This is a genomic window from Nostoc sp. DedQUE08, assembly GCF_034530895.1.
GTDB lineage: Bacteria > Cyanobacteriota > Cyanobacteriia > Cyanobacteriales > Nostocaceae > Nostoc.
Genome location: NZ_JAVRCD010000017.1, coordinates 97,656 through 120,433, shown reverse-complemented (window position 1 = coordinate 120,433; position 22,778 = coordinate 97,656). Strand labels below are relative to the sequence as shown.

Below are 22,778 nucleotides of genomic sequence, written 5' to 3'. Positions count from 1 at the left end.
TCTTTGGCTACAACAAATCTAAAAATCTTTCCAAGTCTATACGGGCCTGCTTTAAAATCTTAGCTAGGGTGGAACGCTTAACTGGGCGGTGAGCTGGAACAGTTAATTTTAAGACTTCATCCGGTATGCTTTTTTCCAATCTAATGTGACTACCTCGCTGGCGTACAACTATCCATCCATCCCGTTCTAAAGCAGCGATAATCTGAGTGTAAGGTAAATTGGGAACTTTGCTCACAGTACCAATTCCCTGACTATTACGCCTTCTTGAGTAATCCATTCATCTTCCAATGGCTCAAGGTAAAGTTCTATTGCTTCTTGGATATTCTCTAATGCTTCTTCTAATGTTTCTCCTTCACTGATACAACCAGGAAGTGAGGGAACATGGACGGTGTATCCGCCTTCGTCACTGGGTTCTAATACAACTCTGAGTTTCATAACTTGACAATAAAGTTACTTTTTTATTTTCAATGATTTATGGCGATCGCACTACCATTACTGAGAGAAGAGTAGGCGATCGCTTTTTTATTGTGCATTTTTGCAAGATATCGCATTATCGCCTACGCCGGCCACTTCAAACCTGGAGTTTATAGCTTGCATTACTTAGTTTGTTCTATGACACCTGGGACATTTTCTTGGCCTGGTGCAGAAGTTCACCTGCAATATGCGCCAGAAGAATTTGGGCGTACTGCTGAGTCTACATTAATACTTGAGAATGAAAAGTAATTATTTATACTACTTTTAGCTACAACAAGTCTAAAAATCTTTCCAAGTATATACTCAAATTTTAGCTAAGGTAGAAGGCCTAACCAGCCGATTTGGTTTTTATGAGCGCAGGAAACGCTCATATAAGACTCTTTCTTAACAAGTGTACTTACGTAAAAGCTGCGCTTATTACATAGAAATATTGAAATTAAAGTAAAAATCAATAACAGTAAATTAGCTGGTTACAATTTAGCGTTAGCCTCAATACGATATAACACAATACACCTAAAACCCTGATGTAGAGGTGAGATTTATCGCGTGTGTTCAAAGGCCAATTATCTACACACTCTTAACTAAACCTGCAATATCCAAATTAGACATTATTTGCTATTCAAATAGTGGGTTTTGAGCTAATGATTATCAAAAAAGTTTTGAGAATTTAACAATCAAACTTTGAGCAGATTACCTTCCTACAACAAAATGGGTAAGTTACTTCTGCTTGAATATTAAACATTGAAAATCAGCACAATTAAAAATGCAACAAGTACTAGCATTGATTGAACAAAAAAAACAAGAATTTGCTCAAGTGCCATTGTTTAATTTTATGCAAGATAAAAGTATAAATCCCAGACAAAGGTTAGCTTGGGCACCATGTGCTGCTCATTTTATTATGAATTTTGGAGAACTGAATAAGTATTTTTTGCGAGTAGAACCAACAAACGATCCAATTCAAACATTAATTAACAAACATACTTATGAAGATGACCATCATTGGCTGTGGTTTCTGGAAGATTTGAAGAATCTAGAATTTGACAAAACCTTGCAATTTAGTGATGCATTGAAATTTCTTTGGAGTGAAGAAACTCAGAATGCTCGCTGGTTGAGCTATCAACTCTATCGATATACTTTGCAAGCTACTCCTATTCAAAAATTAATCCTCATTGAAGTTACCGAAGCAACAGGTAATATAATGTTTTCTATAGCAGCAGAGATTGGCAAAGAAATTAAAGCAATTACTCAAAAATCATGCCGATATTTTGCAGATTTCCATTTGGATGTTGAAACTGGTCACATCACAGGTTCATCTGGAATAGAGCAATTGTTACAAGATATTCAACTATCAGAAGCAGCGCAACAAGAAGCTTTTGAACTAGTTGAAAACTTATTTACAGTTTTTACCCAATTTACAAACGGTCTTTTGGTATATGCCAAAAACCATAAAATTGAGCAACTATTGAAAACTGCATAAATTAATCAGCAAATTTATTGAAATTGAAAATTAATACCTAATTCAAGCCTGAAGGAGAAATTTTACTATGTCACAGCACGTACAAAATGTTGTAATTGTCGGTGGTGGTTCAGCAGGTTGGATGACGGCAGCTTATTTGAGCAAAGCCTTGAAAAAAAATGTTCAGATTACCTTGGTAGAGTCTTCTAATATTACAAAAATTGGAGTTGGCGAAGCAACTTTTAGTAGCATCAAGTCATTTTTTGATTTTCTGGGATTACAAGAGTATGAATGGATGCCAAAATGCAATGCTACTTATAAAATGGGGATTAAATTTGTTGATTGGAATTCCGATCGCAGACACTTTTACCACCCTTTTGAAAGATTTGATTTTATTTATGGATTCAGTATCTCTGAATGGTGGTTAAAACTTAAGAGTGCCAATGAGGCATTTGATTATTCCTGCTTCATGGCACCGACGCTGTGCGATCGCCAAAGGTCTCCGAGATATCTTAATGGCAAAATCTTTGATGACAGAGTAGAACATTTATTCTCAGAGAAACATTTTTCTGAAAAAAATCTCATTACACTTGCTGATGCCGAAGGGCAATATCCTTACGCCTACCATTTTGATGCAAATCTAATTGCTAGATTCTTGAAAGATTATTCAATACAGAGGGGCGTGAAACAAATTGTTGATGATGTGGTAGATGTAAATTTAACCGAAGATGGAAGCATAGATAGTCTCAACACTAACGAGCATGGCATTATCAGTGGAGACCTTTTCATTGACTGTACTGGTTTCCGTGGTCTTTTGATTAACAAAGCTCTTGGTGAGCCATTCATTTCTTATTCAGAGTCGCTACTGTGCGATCGCGCGATCGCCGTACAGATACCAAGCGATATTCAGAAAAATGGCATCAACCCTTACACAACTGCAACTGCTCTCTCATCAGGTTGGGTCTGGAATATACCTTTATATGGCAGAGATGGTACAGGGTATGTTTATTCTAGCGCCTTCATCTCTGCACAGGAAGCAGAACAAGAATTTCGCCAGCATCTAGGAAATGTTGCTGATAATTGCAAAGCCTCTCATATCCAAATGAGGATTGGACGTAACAGAAACTCATGGGTGAAAAACTGTGTAGCAATAGGGCTTTCCAGTGGCTTTGTTGAACCATTAGAATCTACTGGCATATTTTTTATTCAGCATGGAATCGAAGAGTTAGTCAATCACTTTCCAGGGAAATCGTTCAATGAAGAATTGATCCGCAACTATAATAGAGCGATCGCTAACTGTCTAGATGGTGTTCGGGACTTTTTGGTACTCCATTACCGTGCCAGCGATCGAGCAGATACAAAGTTTTGGCAAGCAACTAAGCAAGAAATTAAAGTTCCTACGGAACTGCAAGAAAAGTTAAAGTTGTGGAAAAGCAGATTACCAAATAAAAAGAATATCAATCCATATTTTCATGGCTTCGAGACATACTCTTATTCGGTAATGTTACTTGGACTCAATCATAAGCCTGAAGGTAGTTTACCTCTCTTGGAGCATCTTGACGACGAAAAGGCGCTAGCTAAATTTCAGGCAATTAAGGAAAAAGCCAATTACCTGAGTACAAATCTACCCTCTCAATATGAATACTTAACTTATGTAATTAAGTCTCAAGAACAGTCAGAATACCTCAGCGACAATCATTTACCTACTTCATCAGTGAACGAGAGCGCATATCAAATTCCTGTGCCAATTTAATATATGACTTACGCAAACAATAGTCAAAGCTTTGATTTTCTTCTTAGGACAATTCATGAATTGCCCCTACTCCGTGTACTTTTCCGTAAGTCCGATAATAATTGAGGAGAACCCAAAATGACAGCGAAACAAATATGCGTGATTGGGGCAGGCGTGAGCGGATTAGTCTCAGCCAAAACATTTCTTGAAGAAGGTTACGAGGTTACATTGTTCGAGAAACGGCAGGAACTTGGCGGTGTGTGGGAAAGGTCGAGGGCTTACCCAGGACTCTCGCTTCAAAATCCCAGAGACACCTATGCTTTCTCAGACTATCCTATGCCTGCGTCCTATCCAGAATGGCCTTCAGGAGAGCAAATATGCGCTTACCTTGAATCCTATGCCCAACACTTTGGTGTCACAGAAAAAATTCAGTTCGGTGCAAAAGTAACTAAAGTGGAGCGCAAATCAGGAAATACTCCTGGATGGATGGTTAGTGTTAGCTTTCAAGAAGATGGTAAGGAGATCGGAAAACAAAATTACAACTTCGACTTTGTGATTGTATGCAATGGCACTTATGATATTCCCTACATTCCTAACTTGCCGGGAATGGAAGAGTTCATTGCCGCCGGAGGTCAGATAATACATACTAATAACTTTAATGACGGCTCTGTAATTGAGGGCAAGCGAGTGGTTGTTGTCGGTTTTGGCAAGTCAGCCACCGATCTAGCGAATTTCGCAGCTAGCAAGGCTAAGGAATGTACCCTTGTGTTCCGTCAAGCGTTGTGGAAATTTCCCAACTTCTTTCTCGGTTTGTTCAACATCAAGTATATTTTCTTAACTCGGTTTGCAGAAACTTGGATGCCCTATCATAAACTTCAAGGATGGGAAAAATGGCTGCATAGTTTTGGCAAGCCCCTAGTGTGGGCATTCTGGCGGCTAAATGAGACTATCATGCGTTTACAGTTTCCTCTTGATGCTTGTGGGATGGTGCCCAAACAACCGATGAACAAATTGATTGGTTGTAGTGTCGGCTTAGTGCCTAAAGGCTTTTTTGAGCATATACGCGCAGGCAAAATTCGTGCTGTGAAGACAAAAATCGACAAGTTTTTTGCTACTGGCGTCGAATTGAATAACGGCGAGCAAATACAGGCAGATATTGTTGTCTTTGGCACGGGCTTTCTTCAGGATATCCCCTTTCTAGAAGAGAAGTACCGCAGACACGTATTTGATGAGGAAGGCACTATCCATCTTTACCGCCATCTCATTCACCCTCATGTTCCCCAGATGGGTTTTGTTGGTTATAACTATACTTTCTGTGCCCAGTTATCAGCAGAAATTAGTGCTAGGTGGTTATCAGAGTATGTCAAAGGAAATATATCTTTACCATCCCCGCAACAGATGTTAGAGGATGTAACGGCAGAGTTGGAATGGAGGAAGAAAGATAGACCTTATTCTTTCGTCAGTGGAGCATGTGTAACTCCTTTTACATTCCATTACATTGATGAATTGCTTCAGGATATGGGTCTTAGCACCCGCCGCAAACCAGGAAACCTGCTTGCAGAGTTGATGATGCCAGCAGACCCATCTGCCTATAAAAATCTCCGACAGGAATTACAGGCAAAACAACAGCCATCTCTTAATGATTCTGCGATCGCCAAATTACAAAAGCGATGTCTGCGACAAGACGAAACGTCTACGCACTCATACATTAACCATTAAATTTTTCAGACTTCACTACTACCCATTGCGTCACAGCCGCCATCGATCGCCAACCTAAAAATTTACCAATAGGTTCCGCCCGTTGGATGGCAATACGAGTTAAATTGCCACCGACTCGTTCATGCCATTGAAATAAAGTCTGCTCGCCCTCAACTGTGACAACATTGGCCACTAAGCGTCCACCCGGCCGCAGTGCTTCCCAGCAAACATCAAAAAGTCCTGTTGCTGTCACCCCACCACCAATAAAAATGGCATTTGGTGCTGGCAAATCTTTCAGGGCATGGGGCGCTTTGCCTTCAATGATTTGCAGATTTGGAGTTCCGAGAGTGGCGGCGTTGTCAGCAATATACAGTAGTCTAGAGGAGTTTTGTTCGATCGCGATCGCTCGACATTGCGCATTACTCCGCATCCATTCAATTGAAATTGAGCCGCAACCCGCGCCTACATCCCACAATAACTCTCCTGGTGTAGGTGCTAAAGCTGTTAGGGTGATTGCCCTAACTTCACGCTTCGTTAACTGTCCATCGTGGTGGTAGGCGTTATCTGGCAATCCTGGTAATCTTGGTAATGAAATAACCCCAGTATCAGCAATACAATTAACTGCGATCGCATTCAAAGCCGCAACTTCGGTTTCACTCCAGGATGCAGCCGTACCTTCTACAATTCTTTCATGAGCGCCGCCCATACGCTCCAATACGGTGAGCTTACTGCCACCATAGCCGCGATTTGTCAAAATTTGAGCAACCAGCGCTGGGGTGTCTTTACCCTCACTCAAAATCAACAGTCGCGCTCCCGGATAAATGTAAGACTGGAGTAGGGAGGATGGACGACCATTCAAACTCAAGGTTTCTACCTCAGTCAAAGACCATCCCACCCTGGCACAGGCGAGGCTGAAGGCTGAAGGTGCGGGGATAATCGTCATTTCAGAGACGGGAATTCGCCGCGCTAAGGTGACACCAATGCCGTAACACATCGGATCGCCGCTTGCGAGTACGCAGATTGACTGACCCCGGCGCTGAATGATTTCCTCTACTGAAGCACTAATGGGAGATGTCCAGACTAGTTTCTCACGTCGAGCGTCTGTAGGAAGCATTGCTAAATGGCGATCGCCTCCCACAATTACTTGAGCTCGATCGATTAAAGAACGAGCGATCGCGCTTAACCCCTGTAATCCATCTTCCCCAATGCCAACAATAGAAAGCCATTTTTGTATCATGCTAATTCATGATTAATTACTTCATAACGTTATTGGCAGGAACTTTTAACTGATAATTCCGAGATTGTTGTAGATTTCGATCAGATTGCCATCGGGATCGCGCAAATGAGCTGTGCGGATTCCCCAGCTTGGGCGATCTTGTGGTTGAGTCACAACGAGCGCATTTTGAGCCTTTACTTGCTCATAGACCTCATCCACGTTATCCACTGCCAAAATCAAGACTATTTTATCTCGATTGACAACGTATGAAGGTTGTTCAATTCTTGGGACTACTTCAGCCATTAATTCTTGTTTGAGTAAACCCAGCTTGAGATATCCGGTATTAAACTCAGCATATCCGCTATTTTCATCGCCCCAATCGACATCAAATTTCAGCAGATCCCGGTAGAACAGAAAAGAATCTTTGTAGTTGGAGACAAGCAGTCTCAGGTGTGTTAGCTGAAGCTTCATATCTGTTGGGTTAGTCTACTAACTGTGAATTCTAGGTTCTGGGTGCAAAGTCGCCAGCAACTCGCTTTCGACAATTGCTAATTCATCAAGCCGCTGCATAACAATTTCTTTGTCGAAATAAGTAGCAGCTAAAACCCAATATATACCGTAGTGACGCGCTTCGGATGCCATTAGCCCACGATAAAATTTTGCTAACTCTGGCTCTGGACAGTGAGCAGCTAATAGTCCCAGGCGTTCGTGAGAGCGAGCTTCAATTAAACCAGTGACTAGTAAGGAATCCAGAAATCGCTCAGGTTCTTTGGGGCGTACTTGAGCTTTTAAACCAGCGCCATAAGGAGGCGGTGGTAGGGGAGCTAGGGGAATATTTCGGCGTTCTAACCATTGGTTGACTAGCTCAAAATGTTCTAGTTCTTCGCGGGCGATCGCAGTTAACTCCCGAACCATTTTAGTATTGGAAGGGTAGCGAAACATCATGTTTAAGGCTACGCCTGCTGCTTTGCGTTCGCAGTGGGAGTGGTCGAGTAAGATGATATCTAAATTAGCGATCGCTTGTTCTAACCAAGCAGAACTAGTAGGCTGTTTCAGGGCGTTGATAGTGGATAACTGAGTAAGCACAGAGTTAATCAATTTTGGATTTTGGATTTTGGATTTTGGATTTTTCAATAGTTTAAACTATTAGTCCACCAAAGAAACTTTGCGGGATTTATCGTCAGAAAATCAAGTTCTTTTCTCCCTACCTTCCCTGCTCCCCTGCCCCCCGGTCACTGAGCGTAGCCGAAGTGCTGCCCCCCTGCCTCCCTCATTCCTGCTGCTGCCGTTTCTCTATGTCTTGAGTAGAAATCATACTGCTGACTTTCTCTACATCTACCATCATCAAAACTGCTCCTTGCATTTCAGCACCAAACAGCGGAGTAATTGCCAGGTAACATTTTATTTGCCTACCTCGACGATTGGTAGCATCGAGGATCGTTTCTTGAAACTGCTTTCTCCCGGATAGGGATTCACGAATAGGCGATCGCAACTGCTCGACGGGTAGCCCAATATCTAAGCTGAAAATAGACTTGCCGATCACTTCATCAGTTCGCAAGCCCCATAAATCTTCTACCATATAATTCCAAATAGAGATATTAAAGCTGCTGTCAATTACCACTATTCCCGTTTGCAGACTTCTGAGAATAGAAATTAGACTAATATTTGTGTGATTAAGTTCTGTGGTGCGCTGGTTCAGTTCGCTATTAATTGTCTGTAATTCTTCATTAGTAGATTGGAGTTCTTCATTCATTGTCTCCAATTCTTCATTGGTAGATTGGAGTTCTTCGTTAGTAGTTTCTAACTCTTCATTGGTAGATTGTAATTCTTCGTTGGTAGTTTCTAATTCTTCATTGGTAGATTGTAATTCTTCGTTGGTAGTTTCTAATTCTTGTTGGGAACGTTTCAACGCATCTTGAAGTTTAATATAACGGCTGACATCATGAAAGGAAATACTGACTCCTAATAAGCTGTTATCTGTTTCTTGTAAAGGCGTAATTTGTACATCTAGATATTGAATTTCTGTATTAGATATATAGCGTTCTACATTTGTTAGGATCACAGGGCGGCGTTCGGTATAAGCCCGTTCAATTAGCGAGCGCAATTCAACAGGCCGATAGGAAAGTTCTAGATCCTGGAAGGGACGAGTTAAATCTTTGGGGAAAAGGGCGAACAAAATTCGCGCTTGCTCGTTCACCATTACCAGAGTGCCATTGGTATCAATGACTATTTGGGCGATTGGAGTTGTGTCAAAACCCATATCTCGCAATCGGACATTTCGAGCCAAACGGTTGCTAGATTCGTCATCTGCGGGATTTGCCATAACTAAAAGGCGATCGCGTAAATTCACTGTCGATACTTTAGTAAATATTCGGTTTTTCAAGTCCAGCGGCGTAAACAAGTTAGAATGCATCAATAGCATCTCTGCTTTTCCTAAAAACAAATAGGCATTCTCATTTAGTGCAAAATGAAACCGGGCTAGAATTCGCCCTTGAGTCTCAGAATTAAAATACATTAATGTATTGCGGCTGACTAATAAATCTAAGCGCGAAATGGGTGCATCTTGAAGCAAATCGTGGCGACCAAAAATCACTGAGCGGCGCAAGTCTTGGCGGAAAACATGGCGGTTCCCGACAAATTCAAAGTATTTATGCCGCAGTTCATCTGGTATAGATTGGACATCTTTTTCTGAATACACGGCTTGCCTAGCCTGGTTGAGAGCATCTTCATCTACATCTGTGGCGTAGATTTTTACTCGTTGACGAAATTCCTCTGCTCCCAATATTTGGGCCATCAACATTGCTAGGGTATAAGCTTCTTCTCCAGAAGCACAGCCAGCGCTCCAGATACGGATTTGCTCGGATGCTTTTTTATTGTTAATCAGATTAGGCAGTATTTGCTCTGCTATTTCTTCCCAAGCTGATGAATCTCGAAAAAAAGCGGTGACGTTAATTAAAATCGTATTGAAAAGATGATTAAATTCTTCAGGATAAACTTCTAGATAGTCTTGATACTCTTCAAAATTTTCTATGTTTAATGACTGCATCCGCTTGAATACTCGACGTATCAAAGTCGAGCGCTTATAGCCTGTAAAATCAAATCCCCGGCTTTGTCTGAGATAAACCAGTAAATTTTCAAATTTAGGATCTTTTTCTGCGGAAGTCATAGTTTAAGGGGGCAGGGGGCAGGAACAAAGGAGTGGAGTTTTGATTATGCTTCCACAAGTATCAAAGACTCATTAATGGAGTTCAAAGCTTCATTAACGGAGTTCAAAGCCTCATTAATGGAGTTCTGAGCCTCATTAATGGAGTTCAAAGCCTCATTAATGGAGTTCAAAGACTCATTAATGGAGTTCTAAGCTTCATTAATGGAGTTCTAAGCTTCATTAACGGAGTTCAAAGACTCATTAATGGAGTTCAAAGCCTCATTAAACTATGTTGACACTAAGTTAGTTGCACTTTAATACATATTTCCTCTACTCCTCTGTCCCTATGCCTCTGAGTTTAGTTAAATTTTCCCATGATTAAACTTACCAGGGTGGTAGAAATTTCATCAAGAGGTAGAATAAAATCTACATTACCAGTATTAATTGCGGCGGAGGGCATCCCCGCAAATTCGGCGGTTTTTACGTCTTGGACAATGACAGTACCGCCCATTTTTTTAATTGCTTCTATTCCGATTGTGCCATCGCTACCCGTTCCACTTAGCACAAGGGCGATCGCTCTGTCTTTGTAAGTGGCTGCAACTGATTCAAATAATAAGTCAGCCGAAGGACGTAAAAAATGTACTAATTCCGACTCTGATAAAGAAAGTGTACCGTCACCATTAACCAACAAGTGACGATCGGGTGGAGCAATGTAAGCCGTTCCTGGGGTAAGGGAATCTCCTTCTTGTGCCTGTTTGACAGTAATATCTGTGCGCCGACTGAGAATTTCTGCCATAAACGACGGATGTTCGGGAGCCAAGTGTTGCACAATGGCGATCGCGGCGGGAAATTCTGCTTTTAAAGTCGATAGCACCTGAATTATAGCAGTCAATCCGCCTGCGGAGGCTGCGATCGCCACTATATCAAAGGCAGCATTAGTAAAGTGAGGTGGATGATTTTTGGCATTTTCTGCCATTTCAATCATGATTTTGCGCCTATGACTATTTGCGTAACTTTTTAGTTACAAATAGCATTAATTAAGTTACAATTTTTTATTATTTACATATAATATTATACAGGATATTTGAACTACTTCAGCATTTTTTTACCTTTAGCGATCGAATTCACAGGTTAATCTTCCTGCTCTAGAATACGTTTCGCTTCCAAAAGTTGCTGCTTATGTTCCTCACTAACTGTTGGGTATTGCAGATTTAGTTCTTCTAATTTTGTGCAGATAATATTGGCAACGGTTAGCCGTGTAAACCATTTGCGATCGGCAGGGATAATATACCACGGTGCCGATTTAGTACTAGTATTATTAAAAACTTCTTCATAAGCATTCATATAATCATCCCAAAAAGCTCGTTCTCGGACATCATTATCTGAAAACTTCCAATTTTTATTAGGAGAGTCAATCCGTGCTAAAAAGCGTTTTTTCTGCTCTGACTTAGAGACATTTAGAAAAAACTTCAAAATGATTACACCATTATCAACCAAATATTTTTCAAAGTTATTGATTTCTTCAAAACGCTGTTTCCATATCTTATTGCCATTAGGAATGTAAGGAAGTTGTTGTTTTTGAAGCATTTCTGGATGGACGCGAACCACTAGCGCTTCTTCATAGTATGAGCGGTTAAATATGCCAATTCTTCCTCTTTCTGGCAGAGCTTTCATTGAGCGCCACAAGTAGTCATGGTCTAATTCTTCCGCACTGGGTCCCTTAAAACTAAACACCTGAAATCCCTGTGGATTAACACCAGAAGTTACGTGTTTAATAGTGCTATCTTTGCCAGCAGCATCCATTGCCTGAAAAATAATCAACAGAGCATAGGTGTTTTGAGCATAGAGAATATTTTGGTAATTAGCTAGTCGTTCAATATCTACCTGTAATTTGGTTGCAGCATCAGCTTTTTGATGAAAATCAGTTTTATAAGCTGGGTCATAGTTTTTTTTCAGAGAAATCTTTGAACCAGGTGGAACAATGAAAGCATCATGATTCATCTATAAAATCTCCTAACAGCTATTTAATACCCAAGCACATTTTGAAGCGTTAATCCCTGAAAGTTAAATAAAGCAACGTAAATAATTAAAAGTTTGTAGTGAGGACTTTAGTCCTCTTGCAAAAATCCTTGAATCACCCCTCCCCAGCCCTCCCCTTATAAAGGCTACGGTGTACACACAAGTTGAATTACCCCCCTTAATTCCCCCGATGCATTGGCTACGGTGTACACATAAGTTGAATTACCCCCCTTAATCCCCCCTTGTAAAGGGGGGAAACTGGAAAATCTAGTTCCCTCCCCTTGGAAAGGGGAGGGTTAGGGTGGGGTAAAAACCAGATTTCTTACATTACTTAATTTACTTCGATTTATTCTCATCTACTTACTTCCGTCGCTTTGGCATAGGACGCATTGCTTCACGTCCCAAGATAAACATCCCCGTAATACCTAAACAGACAAACCAAATATATTGATACCAATATTGCCGAATTTGTACAACTGTACTGGTTTTTGGATGCAATGTATTTAAGTATAGCAGCAGCATCAATATCATCAGTGCCCCAAAACCAACAAGGCTCAAGCCAATAAAAATTCGTGCAGAACGCAGTTCAAAATCATTAATAGTATTTAGGTCAATTTCTGCCAGTTCCTTAAAGGAGTCATCCGCCAAAGATGAGGCTGCTTGGAATCTATTACTCAGTTTTGATGGCAAAATCGGCGACAGTTTCGCTACAGTTGGGCGACGAAGTAAAGCCTCAGTATCTCGCAGCAGTTCCAGTGGCTTACGGGTAGTAGTTGGTTGAGCAAACTCTATGTTGTCTGTAGGAGTTGAGGCATTAGCTTTGCTTTCAAAATCCATAGTATACTTCGGAAAAACCAGGATATACATAGCCTAGCGAATCAAAAGACAAATGCGTGAAAATAATTCGTAATTCGTAATTCGTAATTCGTAATAACGTTCGTGGACTCGTTAGCGCAACGCTAATGTAATTCGTAATTAATTGATTTATAGGGAAAAACATATTTTTTACTCAAAGTAAGTGAATTTAGGTGTTGGATAATTACCAATTACTCGTCCATTTCTTTTAATGTAGCTAATGCCGATGGAGATAAACGACTGAGATAGCGGAATATCCAATATTTAAAGATAGTATTTAAAATCACAGGAAATGTAGCAATAAAGAAAAAGATTACATTTCTAGTGGGTGGTAGACCTAAATGTTCTGCCAATCCTGCAAGCAGGACTTCCCACCCATCTGGTGAGTGAAATCCGACAAATATATCTGTAAACAGAATAATTAAAAAAGCTTTGGCACTATCGCTCAGACCAGAGACAATGGTATCCATAAAAGACTTAAGGATCGCAATTTCTCTTTTGCTCATGGCGATAACTATGCCAAAAGAAAAAAGTGATATTAAATCTGCAAAAACATTACTAATACTACTATTACTTTTTCTGCTAAATTCTTCCGAGATTTCAAGTGCTTTACTCTTAATTTTTTCTTGTGTTAACTCTGAAGAAAGTGCTGGTGCTTGATTAATAAAATATTCAAATCTCAATTCTTCTTGAAAATTATGAAATTCATGGAGAGCTTCTTTTTCCATATCAGAATTGATGAATATTGTAGTTGCATTATCTCCTCTAACCCTTTCTAGTATTGGACTTACAATATATTCTTTAGAAAAATATTGAGTTAAAAGCGGTACAAGAATGAGAACTATCAAAAATCGCAGGGCAATTATTGTTCTACCTTTAGAAAGACGATAATTCCTGATAAATTCTTCTTCTGTCTGCGGTGCAAAATCTGCTTGAATTTTATTAATCCTTCTGCCGATAGAATTCTTAGGCAATCTAGGTTTTGGAATTGGAGGGTTAATTTGAGAATCGTTTATATTAGATGAATTTAGCTGTTTTTTTATTTCGTTATCATTAATGTTTAAAGGCTGATAAGTTGACACTAAAGAAGTATTGTTAATTACTTCATCTTTGATAGCATATTTCTCTACTACTTCATCAATAATCTTCAATTTCTCTAATAAAACCGAATTAGAAATATTGACAATTCCCCGACTAAGCTGAAATTCTGCAAGCCTGAACTTAATAATAGTTAGGTTCTTATTAAGATATACTTGCCAATAAGACATGACATTTTCAGTATAATTTACTGATTGTAAAGATATTTTTTTGTTATCAAAATGTTCGTTCTCAACGTTTTTAATTCTCTGAGCTGCTTGGTAAGCTTCTAAAAGTGCCCTTTCTGGCGTATCTGAAAACCAACGCTTAAGCGATCGCAAATATTTTTGGAATGTTCTGGTAAGTGAGTTTTTCATTACATATATGACTTTTAGATAATGTGTATTATAGTTATATAATCATAAAAAATGGGTAATACAGCTAAATAGTTAGTCCATCCAGATTCAGGTAATACTCCCTGATGCGATGTCTAGGAAGGGCTACGTCTACGCTAGCAATTTTATATTACCTGTATCAGATGCGGCATAGATTGGCACTGGTTATTTATATTGGCAGTTTATCCATTACACTGTCATTATTGACACTAGAGGTCAGTATTTATGCTCTATATAAAAGCCTTGATTGTAACATTTCACAATCAAAGCAAATTTTTCACTATGCAGAGTCTATCACTGTTAAAGGGAATAGGAAGTAAAGATGTTGCTTTCTCATCTCCCTTATCCTTCTATTCACTACTCGCCACTCCCAAGTTTTAAATTATGAGTTTGAGTCTATGCATGATTGTGAAAAACGAAGCAGCAACACTGCCTAAATGCCTGAGCAGTGTGAGAAAAGTAGTGGATGAAATGATAGTCTTGGATACAGGCTCAATCGATCGCACTCCCAATATTGCCCAACAACTCGGTGCAAAAGTTCATCATTTTAAATGGTGTAATGACTTCAGTGCTGCCCGGAATGCAGCTCTCAAATATGTCACTGGTGATTGGATTTTGGTATTAGATGCTGATGAAACTCTAACTCCAACAATTGTACCGCAGTTACGAGAGGCGATCGCAAGAGATGAATATTTGCTCCTCAACCTCGTCCGCCAAGAAGTTGGTGCAGAACAATCTCCTTATTCTCTGGTTTCCAGGCTATTTCGCAATCATCCAGATATTCGTTTTGACCGTCCTTACCATGCCTTGGTAGATGATAGTGTGTCAGAAATTTTAACCAAAGAACCCCATTGGCAAATAGGTTATTTACCTGGGGTTGCCCTTGTACACACAGGATATCAAAAAAGTGCGATCGCTCAAAATAACAAATATGCCAAAGCTGCTATAGCGATGGAAGGGTTTCTCGCAACTCATCCCAACGATCCTTATGTTTGCAGTAAATTAGGAGCGTTGTATGTGCAAACTGGGAAAATTTCTCAAGGTATGGATTTGCTAAGACATGGAATCACCGTTGCTGAAGACAACTACGATATTTTATATGAACTCCACTATCATTTAGGCATTGCCTACAGTCGCTTGCAAAAATCCCCACAGGCGATTTATCACTATCAAGCTGCCATCAAATTGCCAATTTATCCCATGCTCAAACTAGGAGCATACAACAACTTGGGTAACTTACTCAAAGCAGCAGGAGATTTCAACGGTGCGAAAACTGCTTATATCACAGCTTTGAAAATCGATCCCACTTTTGTTTTTGGACATTATAATTTGGCGATGACATTTAAGGCTTTGGGTTTATTTGCAGATGCGATCGTATATTATCAACATGCAATTACCTTAAATCCCAACTATGCCGAAGCATATCAAAATTTGGGGGTAGTGTTGCTGAAAGTTGGCAATCATCAAGATAGTTTAGCAGCTTTTAAAAAAGCGATCGCCCTTCACGAAAGGTATAATCCCGAAGAAGCGAAGAGACTACGCCAGGGATTGCAGGAGATGCAGTTGATGTAGGGCATTGGGCATGGGGCATGGGGCATGGGGCATGGGGCATGGGGCGAATGGCACGCTTGTTAAGCACAAACCCCTGATCTAACCGGATGAGAGGGTGTGGGGGGTAGGGTGTAGGGTGTAGGGAATCAAGAAAATGTTGAACTCCTTGACGCAACTAAAGGTTAATTGTCTTAAACACTACACCCAACACCCTACCCCCAACACCCTGCCAAACACGAGGTTTCACGTTTTCTTAGTGACATTCGGGCATGGGGCATTGGGCATAGGGTATGGAGGAGAATAACAAATAACAAATACTTCGACTTCGCTCAGTACAAGTGACAAATGACAAATACTTCGACTTCGCTCAGTACAAGTGACAAATGACAAATACTTCGACTTCGCTCAGTACAAGTGACAAATGACAAATGACAAATTCAGAGGTTTCGATGAGCCAAACCATTGATGAACGGATACGTTGGACAAGTGCAGACTTAGAGTTATTGCCAGATAACGGTAATCGCTACGAAATTATCGATGGGGAATTATTTGTGACTAGGGCAGCGCATTGGGGACATCAAAAAGCTACTGGTAATATTTATGCAGAATTAAGAACTTGGTCACTCTCAACAGGTCTTGGTGAGGCTGTCCCAACACCAGGAATTATTTTTACTGATGCAGATAATGTTATTCCCGATGTGGTTTGGGTAAGTAAAGAACGCCTTGCCATTTTACTTGACCAAGAAGGACATTTAACGGGAGCGCCAGAACTAGTTGTAGAAGTACTTTCCCCTGGAGTCCAAAACGAGCGACGCGACCGCGAAGTCAAGCTAAAATTATATGCTTCTAGAGGAGTTCAAGAATATTGGATTTTAAACTGGCAATTACAACAGGTTGAAGTGTATCGCCGAGAAAAAGCAGTTCTGAAATTAATAGCAACATTATTCGCAACAGATGACCTCTCTTCACCTCTGTTACCAAATTTTGTTTGCACTGTAGCGCGGTTGTTTGTGTGAATATCCAGAACTTCAAAAACTTGAAGCTGGAAACACAAAACATCAGACTGAAGTATACTTCAATACAGTTAACTTAACTGTATTGACTTATAGTCTCAAGACTTGCCTCCCCTAGTTCTCCCCGATTGTTACCTAATCTAAAAATACCAACCCAAAAGTTAAAATCAAAACTTTTGGCAGTATCAAACTTTCCATTATTTTATGAATAAAGAAATAAAGTTATTTCGTATATTTTGTTCATATTCGGTGATGTTGGCAGCATAATTGCCTTCACGGGCATAATTTTTTAAATAATACAACAACGTAGATGCAATAAGTATCTGAGGAAGTAATACCTATGCTTGAAACCTATCTTATCCACACCGAAGCTGATTATCGTGCTGCACTTGATGAAATTGAAAGATTGTTTGATGCAGAACTAAATACACCAGAGTTTGACCGCTTGGAAGTTTTAACTACGCTTGTGAAAGCATACGAACAAAGGTATTATCCAATCGAAGCACGAGATCCTATTGAAGCAATCTTATATTATCTTGAATCCCGTGAGTTGTTTTTAAATGACATAGAGCCAATGAAACAAGCGATGTTTTACTAAAAATCCCTGGAACTTGAGCTTCGGAACACGAAACTTGAGCATCAGAACACGAAACTTGAACTTCGGAACACGAAACTTGAGCTTCGGAACACGAAACTTGAGCTTCGGAACACGAAACTTGAACTTCAGAACACGAAACTTGAGATTTCAAAATGAACTCCACCAGTTCTGAGTCGAAAAGGTGGAGTTAAAAAGTCGAAGAGTAGAGAAATGCTCCTCACAAATGACAAGTGACAACTGACAAATGACAACCAACTAAATACGCGACTTGACAAATTTCTCTAATCTATCCATTCCCTTTTCAATCGTCGCCATATCTGTGGCGTAGGAAAGGCGAATGTTGTCATCAGCGCCAAAAGCAATTCCGGGAATGACTGCAACTTGATGTTCTTCCAACAAAGCGTCACAAAATTCTAAAGATTTTAGACCGGTTTTGCTGATATCAGGAAACAGATAAAAAGCGCCATCTGGTTTTGCAGTACTCAATCCGGGAATAGCGTTGAGTCTGTCTAGCATTACCTGTCGCCGTTTGGCGAAGGCTTGACGCATTTCTTCGACACAATCTTGAGAACTTTGTAGCGCCGCGATCGCACCATATTGGGCAAAGGTACACACGTTAGATGTACTATGCCCTTGGATGGTACTGGCTGCTTTAATGATTTCCACAGGCCCCGCTAAATAGCCCAGACGCCACCCAGTCATAGAATAAGCTTTCGCAAACCCATTACTAATCAAAGTGCGGTCAAAAATTTCCTTCCCCAGAGAACCGATGCTGATGTGTTCTGCACCGTCGTAGAGAATCTTTTCGTAAATCTCATCAGAGACAACAAAGATATCTGCATCAACTATTACCTGCGCCAGTGCTTTGATTTCATCTGGCGTGTACACCATCCCAGTGGGATTAGATGGAGAGTTGAGGATAAATAACTTCGTCTTCGGCGTAATTGCTTTACGGAGTTGTTCGGGAGTAATTTTATAACCCGTCGTCGCATCTGTAGGCACAATCACCGGGACTCCACCGACCAAAGTCACCATTTCGGGATAACTTAGCCAGTAGGGTGCAGGGATAATTACCTCATCACCTGGATCGATCAATGCCACCATTAAGTTGTACAGAGAATGCTTACCGCCATTGGTGACGATGACATTCTCAGACTTGTAATCAAGACCGTTGTCGGTTTTAAGCTTGTGGGCGATCGCTTCCCTTAACTTTGGTTCTCCGGCTGCTGCACCATATTTGGTTTTGCCTTCATCCAAAGCTTTGACTGCTGCGGCTTTAATATGTGCTGGAGTATCAAAATCTGGTTCTCCAGCGCTAAAACTACAAACATCTATTCCTTCCGCCTTCAGTGCCTTAGCCTTGGCTGCGATCGCTAAGGTTAATGAAGGTGTTACCTGACTTACTCTTGCTGCCAGCTTCATTCTTACTATTTTTTGGCAAATCTTTCACTTATCTAAGGATATCCCAGAATTCCTACCAAGATTTGCTTTTTCTAAATTCGTTGAGGATTGGCGAGATGAGGGAGCAGGGGAGCAGGGAGCAGGGGGAGACAAGGGGACAAGGAGATAAACAAAACTCTTAACTCTTAACTCAGCACTCCTAACGCCCAATGACAAATGACAAATGACCAATGACAAATGACTCCGCAAAGCAGTTTGATTATTGACTCTTAAGGATGTATTGTATATAACTTGATTTTTAGTGAAAACTAATTGTTTATATGCAGATTAAGAAACTTTTAATTGCATCTTCTCTGCTAATTACTGGTCTTTTTATACCTAATGCTGCCATTGCTCAAAATCGCGGTACTCCGGGGAAATTTGATTTTTATGTACTAACACTCTCTTGGTCGCCGGATTATTGTGCGGCAAATGGTAGCCGTGACAAGCAGCAGTGTGGTTCTGGAAGGAAACTTGGTTTTGTACTACATGGTTTGTGGCCGCAGTACCAAACTGGTTATCCTGCTAATTGTTCCACGCAAAAATTACCGTCAGAAGTAAAGCGGCGGTTTCCCGATTTGTTTCCTAGCCCTAAACTTCCCGATCATGAATGGGAAAAACATGGTACTTGTTCGGGTAAAACTCCTGTGGAGTACTTGGGATTGAGTAAAAAATTAAAAGATGCGATCGCTATTCCCGCAGCTTATAATCGTCCTAATAAACCCGTGCGTACCACAATTACAAATTTTAAAAATTCATTTTTGAGTGCGAATAATCAAATTACTGCTGATGGTATAGCACCTTTTTGTTCTGGTTCGGGAAGATTTTTGCAAGAAGTCTTCTTTTGTTATTCCAAAAACGGCGAACCTGGTATTTGTAGCGCCGAAATTTTGAAGCGATCGCAAAAAAGTTGTGGCCAGCCAGATTTCTTATTGAGAAACGTTAGATAAAAATGGGGAATAGGGAATAGGGCATTGGGCATTGGGCGTTAGGAGTGCTGAGTTAAGAGTTAAGAGTTTTGTTTATCTCCTTGTCCCCTTGTCTTCCCCTGCTCCCCACTCCCCGTTCCCTAAGCGATCGTCACATCTGGCGACAAATAAACATCTTGAATCGTATGAAACAGTTTTACACCATCCTCAAAGGGACGTTGGAAGGTTTTTCGCCCAGAAATTAATCCTGAACCACCAGCGCGTTTGTTGATTACGGCGGTGCGTATTGCTTCGGCGAAATCATTTTTACCAGTCGCGCCACCAGAATTAATCAACCCAACACGCCCAGAGTAGCAATTCAGTACTTGGTAACGAGCTAAATCAATTGGGTGATCGGTTGTCAACTCTGTGTAAACCCGCTCATCGGTTTTGCCGTAACTCTTACCAGTGGCTTTGACAATTGCACCGTAACCATTGTTATTTTCGGGTAACTTTTGTTTGATAATGTCAGCTTCAATGGTTACACCCAAATGATTCGCTTGTCCGGTGAGGTCAGCCGCAAGGTGGTAATCTTTATCTTGTTTAAAAGCGTTATTCCGCAGATAGCACCAGAGAATAGTCGCCAAACCCAGTTCATGGGCGCGTTTAAAAGCTTTGCTGATTTCCTGAATTTGTCTGGTAGAATTCTCGGAACCAAAGTAAATTGTTGCACCAACGGCAGCCGCCCCTAAATTCCAAGCTTGTTCTACATCCGCAAACAATACCTGGTCAAATTGATTGGGGAAAGTCAGCAATTCGTTGTGATTGATTTTGGCAATAAAGGGGATTTTGTGGGCATATTTCCGTGATACAATGCCTAATGTTCCCAAAGTGGTAGCAACCGCATTGCAACCTGCGGCGATCGCTAGCTTGAGAATATTTTCTGGGTCGAAGTAAATCGGATTGGGCGCAAAAGACGCACCAGCTGAGTGTTCAATCCCTTGGTCTACTGGTAAAATCGAGAGATAACCTGTGTTTGCCAGACGACCAGTAGAGTAAAGTAAATGGATATTACGCAATACTTGAGGATTGCGATCGCTATTGAGCCAGATGCGATCTACAAAGTCTGGGCCCGGTAAATGTATTAAATCACGAGAAACTTTTGCTTTGTAAGTAAGCAGGTCTTCAGCCTCTTTACCTAGCAATGATTCAATAAAATTAGGCTCTTTGAGCGTTGTAGTCATAGTATTATCCTCAAAAACTGAGCAAATGACCTTGTTTTTAAGATAGCATTTCCAATATTGCTAACTTGCTTGTACGGTCATTAGTTATGTGTATTCTTTTTGAATATATAGCAATCTTCTTTTATAAATGAAAACCAAAAGGCTGAGATTTCCCACTTGTTTCAATAAGCCGAGAATCTTGTGATGAATGAATAAGTAAGGCTATACTACCGGAAGTATTAAATCAACTTTCGGAATTGATATTTTCAACTTCAGTTACCAACATCAAACAGTACAATTATACTATCTTGCGATCGTAACTGAAAATTGAAAACCCATCTTTCCCGGATTTGGGTAATAATTTTGAACAAAATAAATACAATTGTATGAGTAAGTTTCAAATCGATATCGACTTTAGCAATATAGATTTAGCTTCTCTTGAGACAGAAGAAGATTTTCAAAGAGAAGCAAAAATGTTACTCCCAAAGGCACTGGTCAAACTAGGTGAAAGTGTGGGTGAAAAAACTTGGGAAGAATTACAGCAAAAGCTGCAAGGAACTGGAGGTAAACTCAAATCTTCTCCCAGCGAGAAACGTAGGTTTATTCAAGAAACTGGAAGAACTTATCAACGAAATGCTAGTAACAGAGAAAAACAAGAACTAGAAGAATATATAGTAGAGCAATTACGCCAGCACAAGTAATATTTGTCAGAAGTTAACATTATCAGACATGATTCAAATAAGCCAGCGACGAATAAACTCCACTTGAAAGCGATAGCCGTCGTCAACTTCCTCAATTAACTCCCGTTGCAACAGCAAGTTGAAAGTAATATCAGCATCGGGGAACTGTTGCAATAGAGTTTGGCAGCTGACTATAGCCCGTTCCCCTTGAGCGGCGATAAAACGTAGAATAGCTTGTCCAGTAGCATCTACTTGGTTGTTTTGAATGTCAGCAAAGAAAAATCCGCCACTTTGCAAAGCTTCTGAATGCGCTCGTGCATTAGTGCAATAATTAGCTTGGAAGATTGATGTGTTAATAAGTTTAAATTTATTCTAGTCTACTAGCAGAATTAACATCTAAAAACAACGTCGCTTGTGGTTGTTGACGAAGAATAGAAGCTGGACAGTCTGTACCGATATAGCTTTGCAGCATATCTTTTACCACATTCGCTTTACGTTTTTCTGGAGCAAGACAGATAATTTTTTTAGCCGAACAAATTGTTGGGATGGTGACAGTAAAAGCATACTGTGGAACATTTTCTAAATTCGGAAAGTGACCTGTACTTACTTGTTGCTGACGGTTCATAGTATCCAATTTTACCAGTTTCACGCTGTAAGGATCTTGAAAATTTGCTACAGCCGGATCGTTAAAAGCTAAATGTCCATTTTCGCCAACACCAAGACAGCATAAGTCAATCGGTTGTGCTTGCAATAATTTGGTGTAGCGATCGCACTCTGCTACTGGTTGTAATGTATCACCTTCTATATAGTGAAATTGCTTAGGATTAATCCGATTCTCTACACGTTCTCGCATATAACGCCGAAAACTAGCAGAATGATCGGCAGTAATTCCCAAATATTCATCTAGATGGAACAGAATAATCCGCGACCAATCTACACCACCCAATGCAATCAAAGCATCAAGAAATTTGAGTTGGGAGTTACCTGTAGCTAACAATACAGCAGCTGTATCCTGAAGATTAAGAACTTGCTGTAAATATTTTTGCACGATTTCGGCAACATCCTCAGCCATTTCGACTTCAGAGTTGTAAATCTGTACTAGTAAATCGTCAACACGAAAAAAGTTTGTGGCGGCTACCATTTGCTTACGAAGAAGGTTATCAATTATACAGCAGTTTGCCCAGAGGTTTTACCTGTCTGCTCTTATATGCCCTATCCAGTATAGATTTTAGGATTTAGCAGATTAATTACTAACTCTTGAAATTTTATTCTCCAGTCCCCAATCCCCGTATTAGCGC

At 40.3% G+C, this 22,778-nt stretch carries 22 protein-coding genes and 1 pseudogene; 9 read left to right on the top strand and 14 right to left on the bottom strand.

Translation table 11 applies throughout. The annotated features are described in order from the left end of the window. Positions 1-7: 7 nt before the first annotated feature. Together RMY64_RS13995 and RMY64_RS13990 are read right to left on the bottom strand one after the other, a co-directional pair. On the bottom strand, positions 8-235 hold the full coding sequence (locus RMY64_RS13995; protein WP_109007162.1) for a type II toxin-antitoxin system HicA family toxin: 228 nt from the start codon (positions 233-235) through the stop codon (positions 8-10). Next, positions 232-435: a type II toxin-antitoxin system HicB family antitoxin gene (locus RMY64_RS13990; RefSeq protein WP_322672322.1), complete on the bottom strand. Its 204-nt coding sequence runs from the start codon at positions 433-435 to the stop codon at positions 232-234. Before RMY64_RS13990 ends, RMY64_RS13995 begins: the two co-directional genes overlap by 4 nt. A 105-nt stretch (positions 436-540) precedes the next feature. On the opposite strand from RMY64_RS13990, the pseudogene RMY64_RS13985 reads away from it, so the two are divergent. The 4 genes and pseudogenes from RMY64_RS13985 to RMY64_RS13970 form a co-directional block, all read left to right on the top strand. Further along, a pseudogene (locus RMY64_RS13985) lies at positions 541-723 on the top strand (hypothetical protein); the annotation flags it as partial. A gap of 514 nt (positions 724-1,237) precedes the next feature. Beyond that, a complete protein-coding gene (locus RMY64_RS13980) occupies positions 1,238-1,951 on the top strand; it encodes a hypothetical protein (RefSeq protein WP_322700328.1) in 714 nt (237 codons plus the stop codon). A gap of 67 nt (positions 1,952-2,018) precedes the next feature. Further along, positions 2,019-3,683: a tryptophan halogenase family protein gene (locus RMY64_RS13975; protein WP_322700327.1), complete on the top strand. Its 1,665-nt coding sequence runs from the start codon at positions 2,019-2,021 to the stop codon at positions 3,681-3,683. Between the two features lie 117 nt (positions 3,684-3,800). After that, positions 3,801-5,381: an NAD(P)/FAD-dependent oxidoreductase gene (locus RMY64_RS13970; RefSeq protein WP_322700326.1), complete on the top strand. Its 1,581-nt coding sequence runs from the start codon at positions 3,801-3,803 to the stop codon at positions 5,379-5,381. Here the strand turns inward: RMY64_RS13970 and cbiE are convergent. From cbiE to RMY64_RS13930, 8 genes are all read right to left on the bottom strand, one after another. After that, positions 5,371-6,597, bottom strand: coding sequence for a precorrin-6y C5,15-methyltransferase (decarboxylating) subunit CbiE (gene cbiE, locus RMY64_RS13965; RefSeq protein WP_322700325.1), 1,227 nt, complete (start codon positions 6,595-6,597; stop codon positions 5,371-5,373). The two genes, RMY64_RS13970 and cbiE, sit on opposite strands and share 11 nt — an antisense overlap. Before the next feature lie 45 nt (positions 6,598-6,642). Further along, entirely contained in the window at positions 6,643-7,047 is a 405-nt protein-coding gene (locus RMY64_RS13960; protein WP_322672331.1) for a VOC family protein, read from the bottom strand. Between the two features lie 18 nt (positions 7,048-7,065). After that, positions 7,066-7,662: a tRNA-(ms[2]io[6]A)-hydroxylase gene (locus tag RMY64_RS13955; protein ID WP_322668290.1), complete on the bottom strand. Its 597-nt coding sequence runs from the start codon at positions 7,660-7,662 to the stop codon at positions 7,066-7,068. Between the two features lie 184 nt (positions 7,663-7,846). Further along, on the bottom strand, positions 7,847-9,742 hold the full coding sequence (locus RMY64_RS13950) for a CheR family methyltransferase (protein WP_322700324.1): 1,896 nt from the start codon (positions 9,740-9,742) through the stop codon (positions 7,847-7,849). 337 nt (positions 9,743-10,079) lie between these two features. After that, positions 10,080-10,706 (bottom strand): chemotaxis protein CheB, encoded by a 627-nt coding sequence (locus RMY64_RS13945; protein WP_322700323.1) that lies wholly within the window; start codon positions 10,704-10,706, stop codon positions 10,080-10,082. A gap of 146 nt (positions 10,707-10,852) precedes the next feature. After that, a complete protein-coding gene (locus RMY64_RS13940; protein WP_322672334.1) occupies positions 10,853-11,722 on the bottom strand; it encodes a polyphosphate kinase 2 family protein in 870 nt (289 codons plus the stop codon). A gap of 378 nt (positions 11,723-12,100) precedes the next feature. Next, positions 12,101-12,577 carry a hypothetical protein gene (locus RMY64_RS13935; RefSeq protein ID WP_322684132.1) on the bottom strand — a complete coding sequence of 159 codons (477 nt, stop codon included), beginning with the start codon at positions 12,575-12,577 and terminating at the stop codon, positions 12,101-12,103. 209 nt (positions 12,578-12,786) lie between these two features. Continuing rightward, complete coding sequence (locus tag RMY64_RS13930) at positions 12,787-14,049, bottom strand: proton extrusion protein PcxA (RefSeq protein ID WP_322700322.1); 1,263 nt, start codon at positions 14,047-14,049, stop codon at positions 12,787-12,789. Positions 14,050-14,469: 420 nt separating this feature from the next. Between RMY64_RS13930 and RMY64_RS13925 the strand changes: the two genes are divergently transcribed. The 3 genes from RMY64_RS13925 (at position 14,470) to RMY64_RS13915 (ending at position 17,229) form a co-directional block, all read left to right on the top strand. Next, entirely contained in the window at positions 14,470-15,639 is a 1,170-nt protein-coding gene (locus tag RMY64_RS13925; protein WP_322700321.1) for a tetratricopeptide repeat protein, read from the top strand. A gap of 428 nt (positions 15,640-16,067) precedes the next feature. Beyond that, positions 16,068-16,634 carry a Uma2 family endonuclease gene (locus tag RMY64_RS13920; RefSeq protein ID WP_322700345.1) on the top strand — a complete coding sequence of 189 codons (567 nt, stop codon included), beginning with the start codon at positions 16,068-16,070 and terminating at the stop codon, positions 16,632-16,634. A gap of 337 nt (positions 16,635-16,971) precedes the next feature. Beyond that, positions 16,972-17,229 carry a transcriptional regulator gene (locus RMY64_RS13915; RefSeq protein WP_322672338.1) on the top strand — a complete coding sequence of 86 codons (258 nt, stop codon included), beginning with the start codon at positions 16,972-16,974 and terminating at the stop codon, positions 17,227-17,229. A 255-nt stretch (positions 17,230-17,484) separates the two neighbouring features. Here the strand turns inward: RMY64_RS13915 and RMY64_RS13910 are convergent, their stop codons facing one another. After that, positions 17,485-18,651: a pyridoxal phosphate-dependent aminotransferase gene (locus RMY64_RS13910; protein WP_322700320.1), complete on the bottom strand. Its 1,167-nt coding sequence runs from the start codon at positions 18,649-18,651 to the stop codon at positions 17,485-17,487. A gap of 299 nt (positions 18,652-18,950) precedes the next feature. Here RMY64_RS13910 and RMY64_RS13905 point away from each other — a divergent pair, with 299 nt between their 5' ends. Next, the gene (locus tag RMY64_RS13905) at positions 18,951-19,619 is read left to right on the top strand and encodes a ribonuclease T2 family protein (protein WP_322700319.1); all 669 of its coding nucleotides are present in this window, start codon (positions 18,951-18,953) and stop codon (positions 19,617-19,619) included. A 119-nt stretch (positions 19,620-19,738) separates the two neighbouring features. Here the strand turns inward: RMY64_RS13905 and RMY64_RS13900 are convergent, their stop codons facing one another. Next, entirely contained in the window at positions 19,739-20,821 is a 1,083-nt protein-coding gene (locus tag RMY64_RS13900; RefSeq protein WP_322700318.1) for a class I fructose-bisphosphate aldolase, read from the bottom strand. 365 nt (positions 20,822-21,186) lie between these two features. Here RMY64_RS13900 and RMY64_RS13895 point away from each other — a divergent pair, with 365 nt between their 5' ends. Further along, positions 21,187-21,501 (top strand): hypothetical protein, encoded by a 315-nt coding sequence (locus RMY64_RS13895; RefSeq protein ID WP_104907687.1) that lies wholly within the window; start codon positions 21,187-21,189, stop codon positions 21,499-21,501. Positions 21,502-21,534: 33 nt separating this feature from the next. On the opposite strand, the gene RMY64_RS13890 is transcribed toward RMY64_RS13895, so the two are convergent. Both RMY64_RS13890 and RMY64_RS13885 read right to left on the bottom strand, forming a co-directional pair. After that, on the bottom strand, positions 21,535-21,777 hold the full coding sequence (locus RMY64_RS13890; protein ID WP_322672342.1) for a hypothetical protein: 243 nt from the start codon (positions 21,775-21,777) through the stop codon (positions 21,535-21,537). Between the two features lie 70 nt (positions 21,778-21,847). Continuing rightward, complete coding sequence (locus RMY64_RS13885; RefSeq protein WP_322700317.1) at positions 21,848-22,621, bottom strand: glucosamine-6-phosphate deaminase; 774 nt, start codon at positions 22,619-22,621, stop codon at positions 21,848-21,850. Positions 22,622-22,778: the final 157 nt, after the last annotated feature.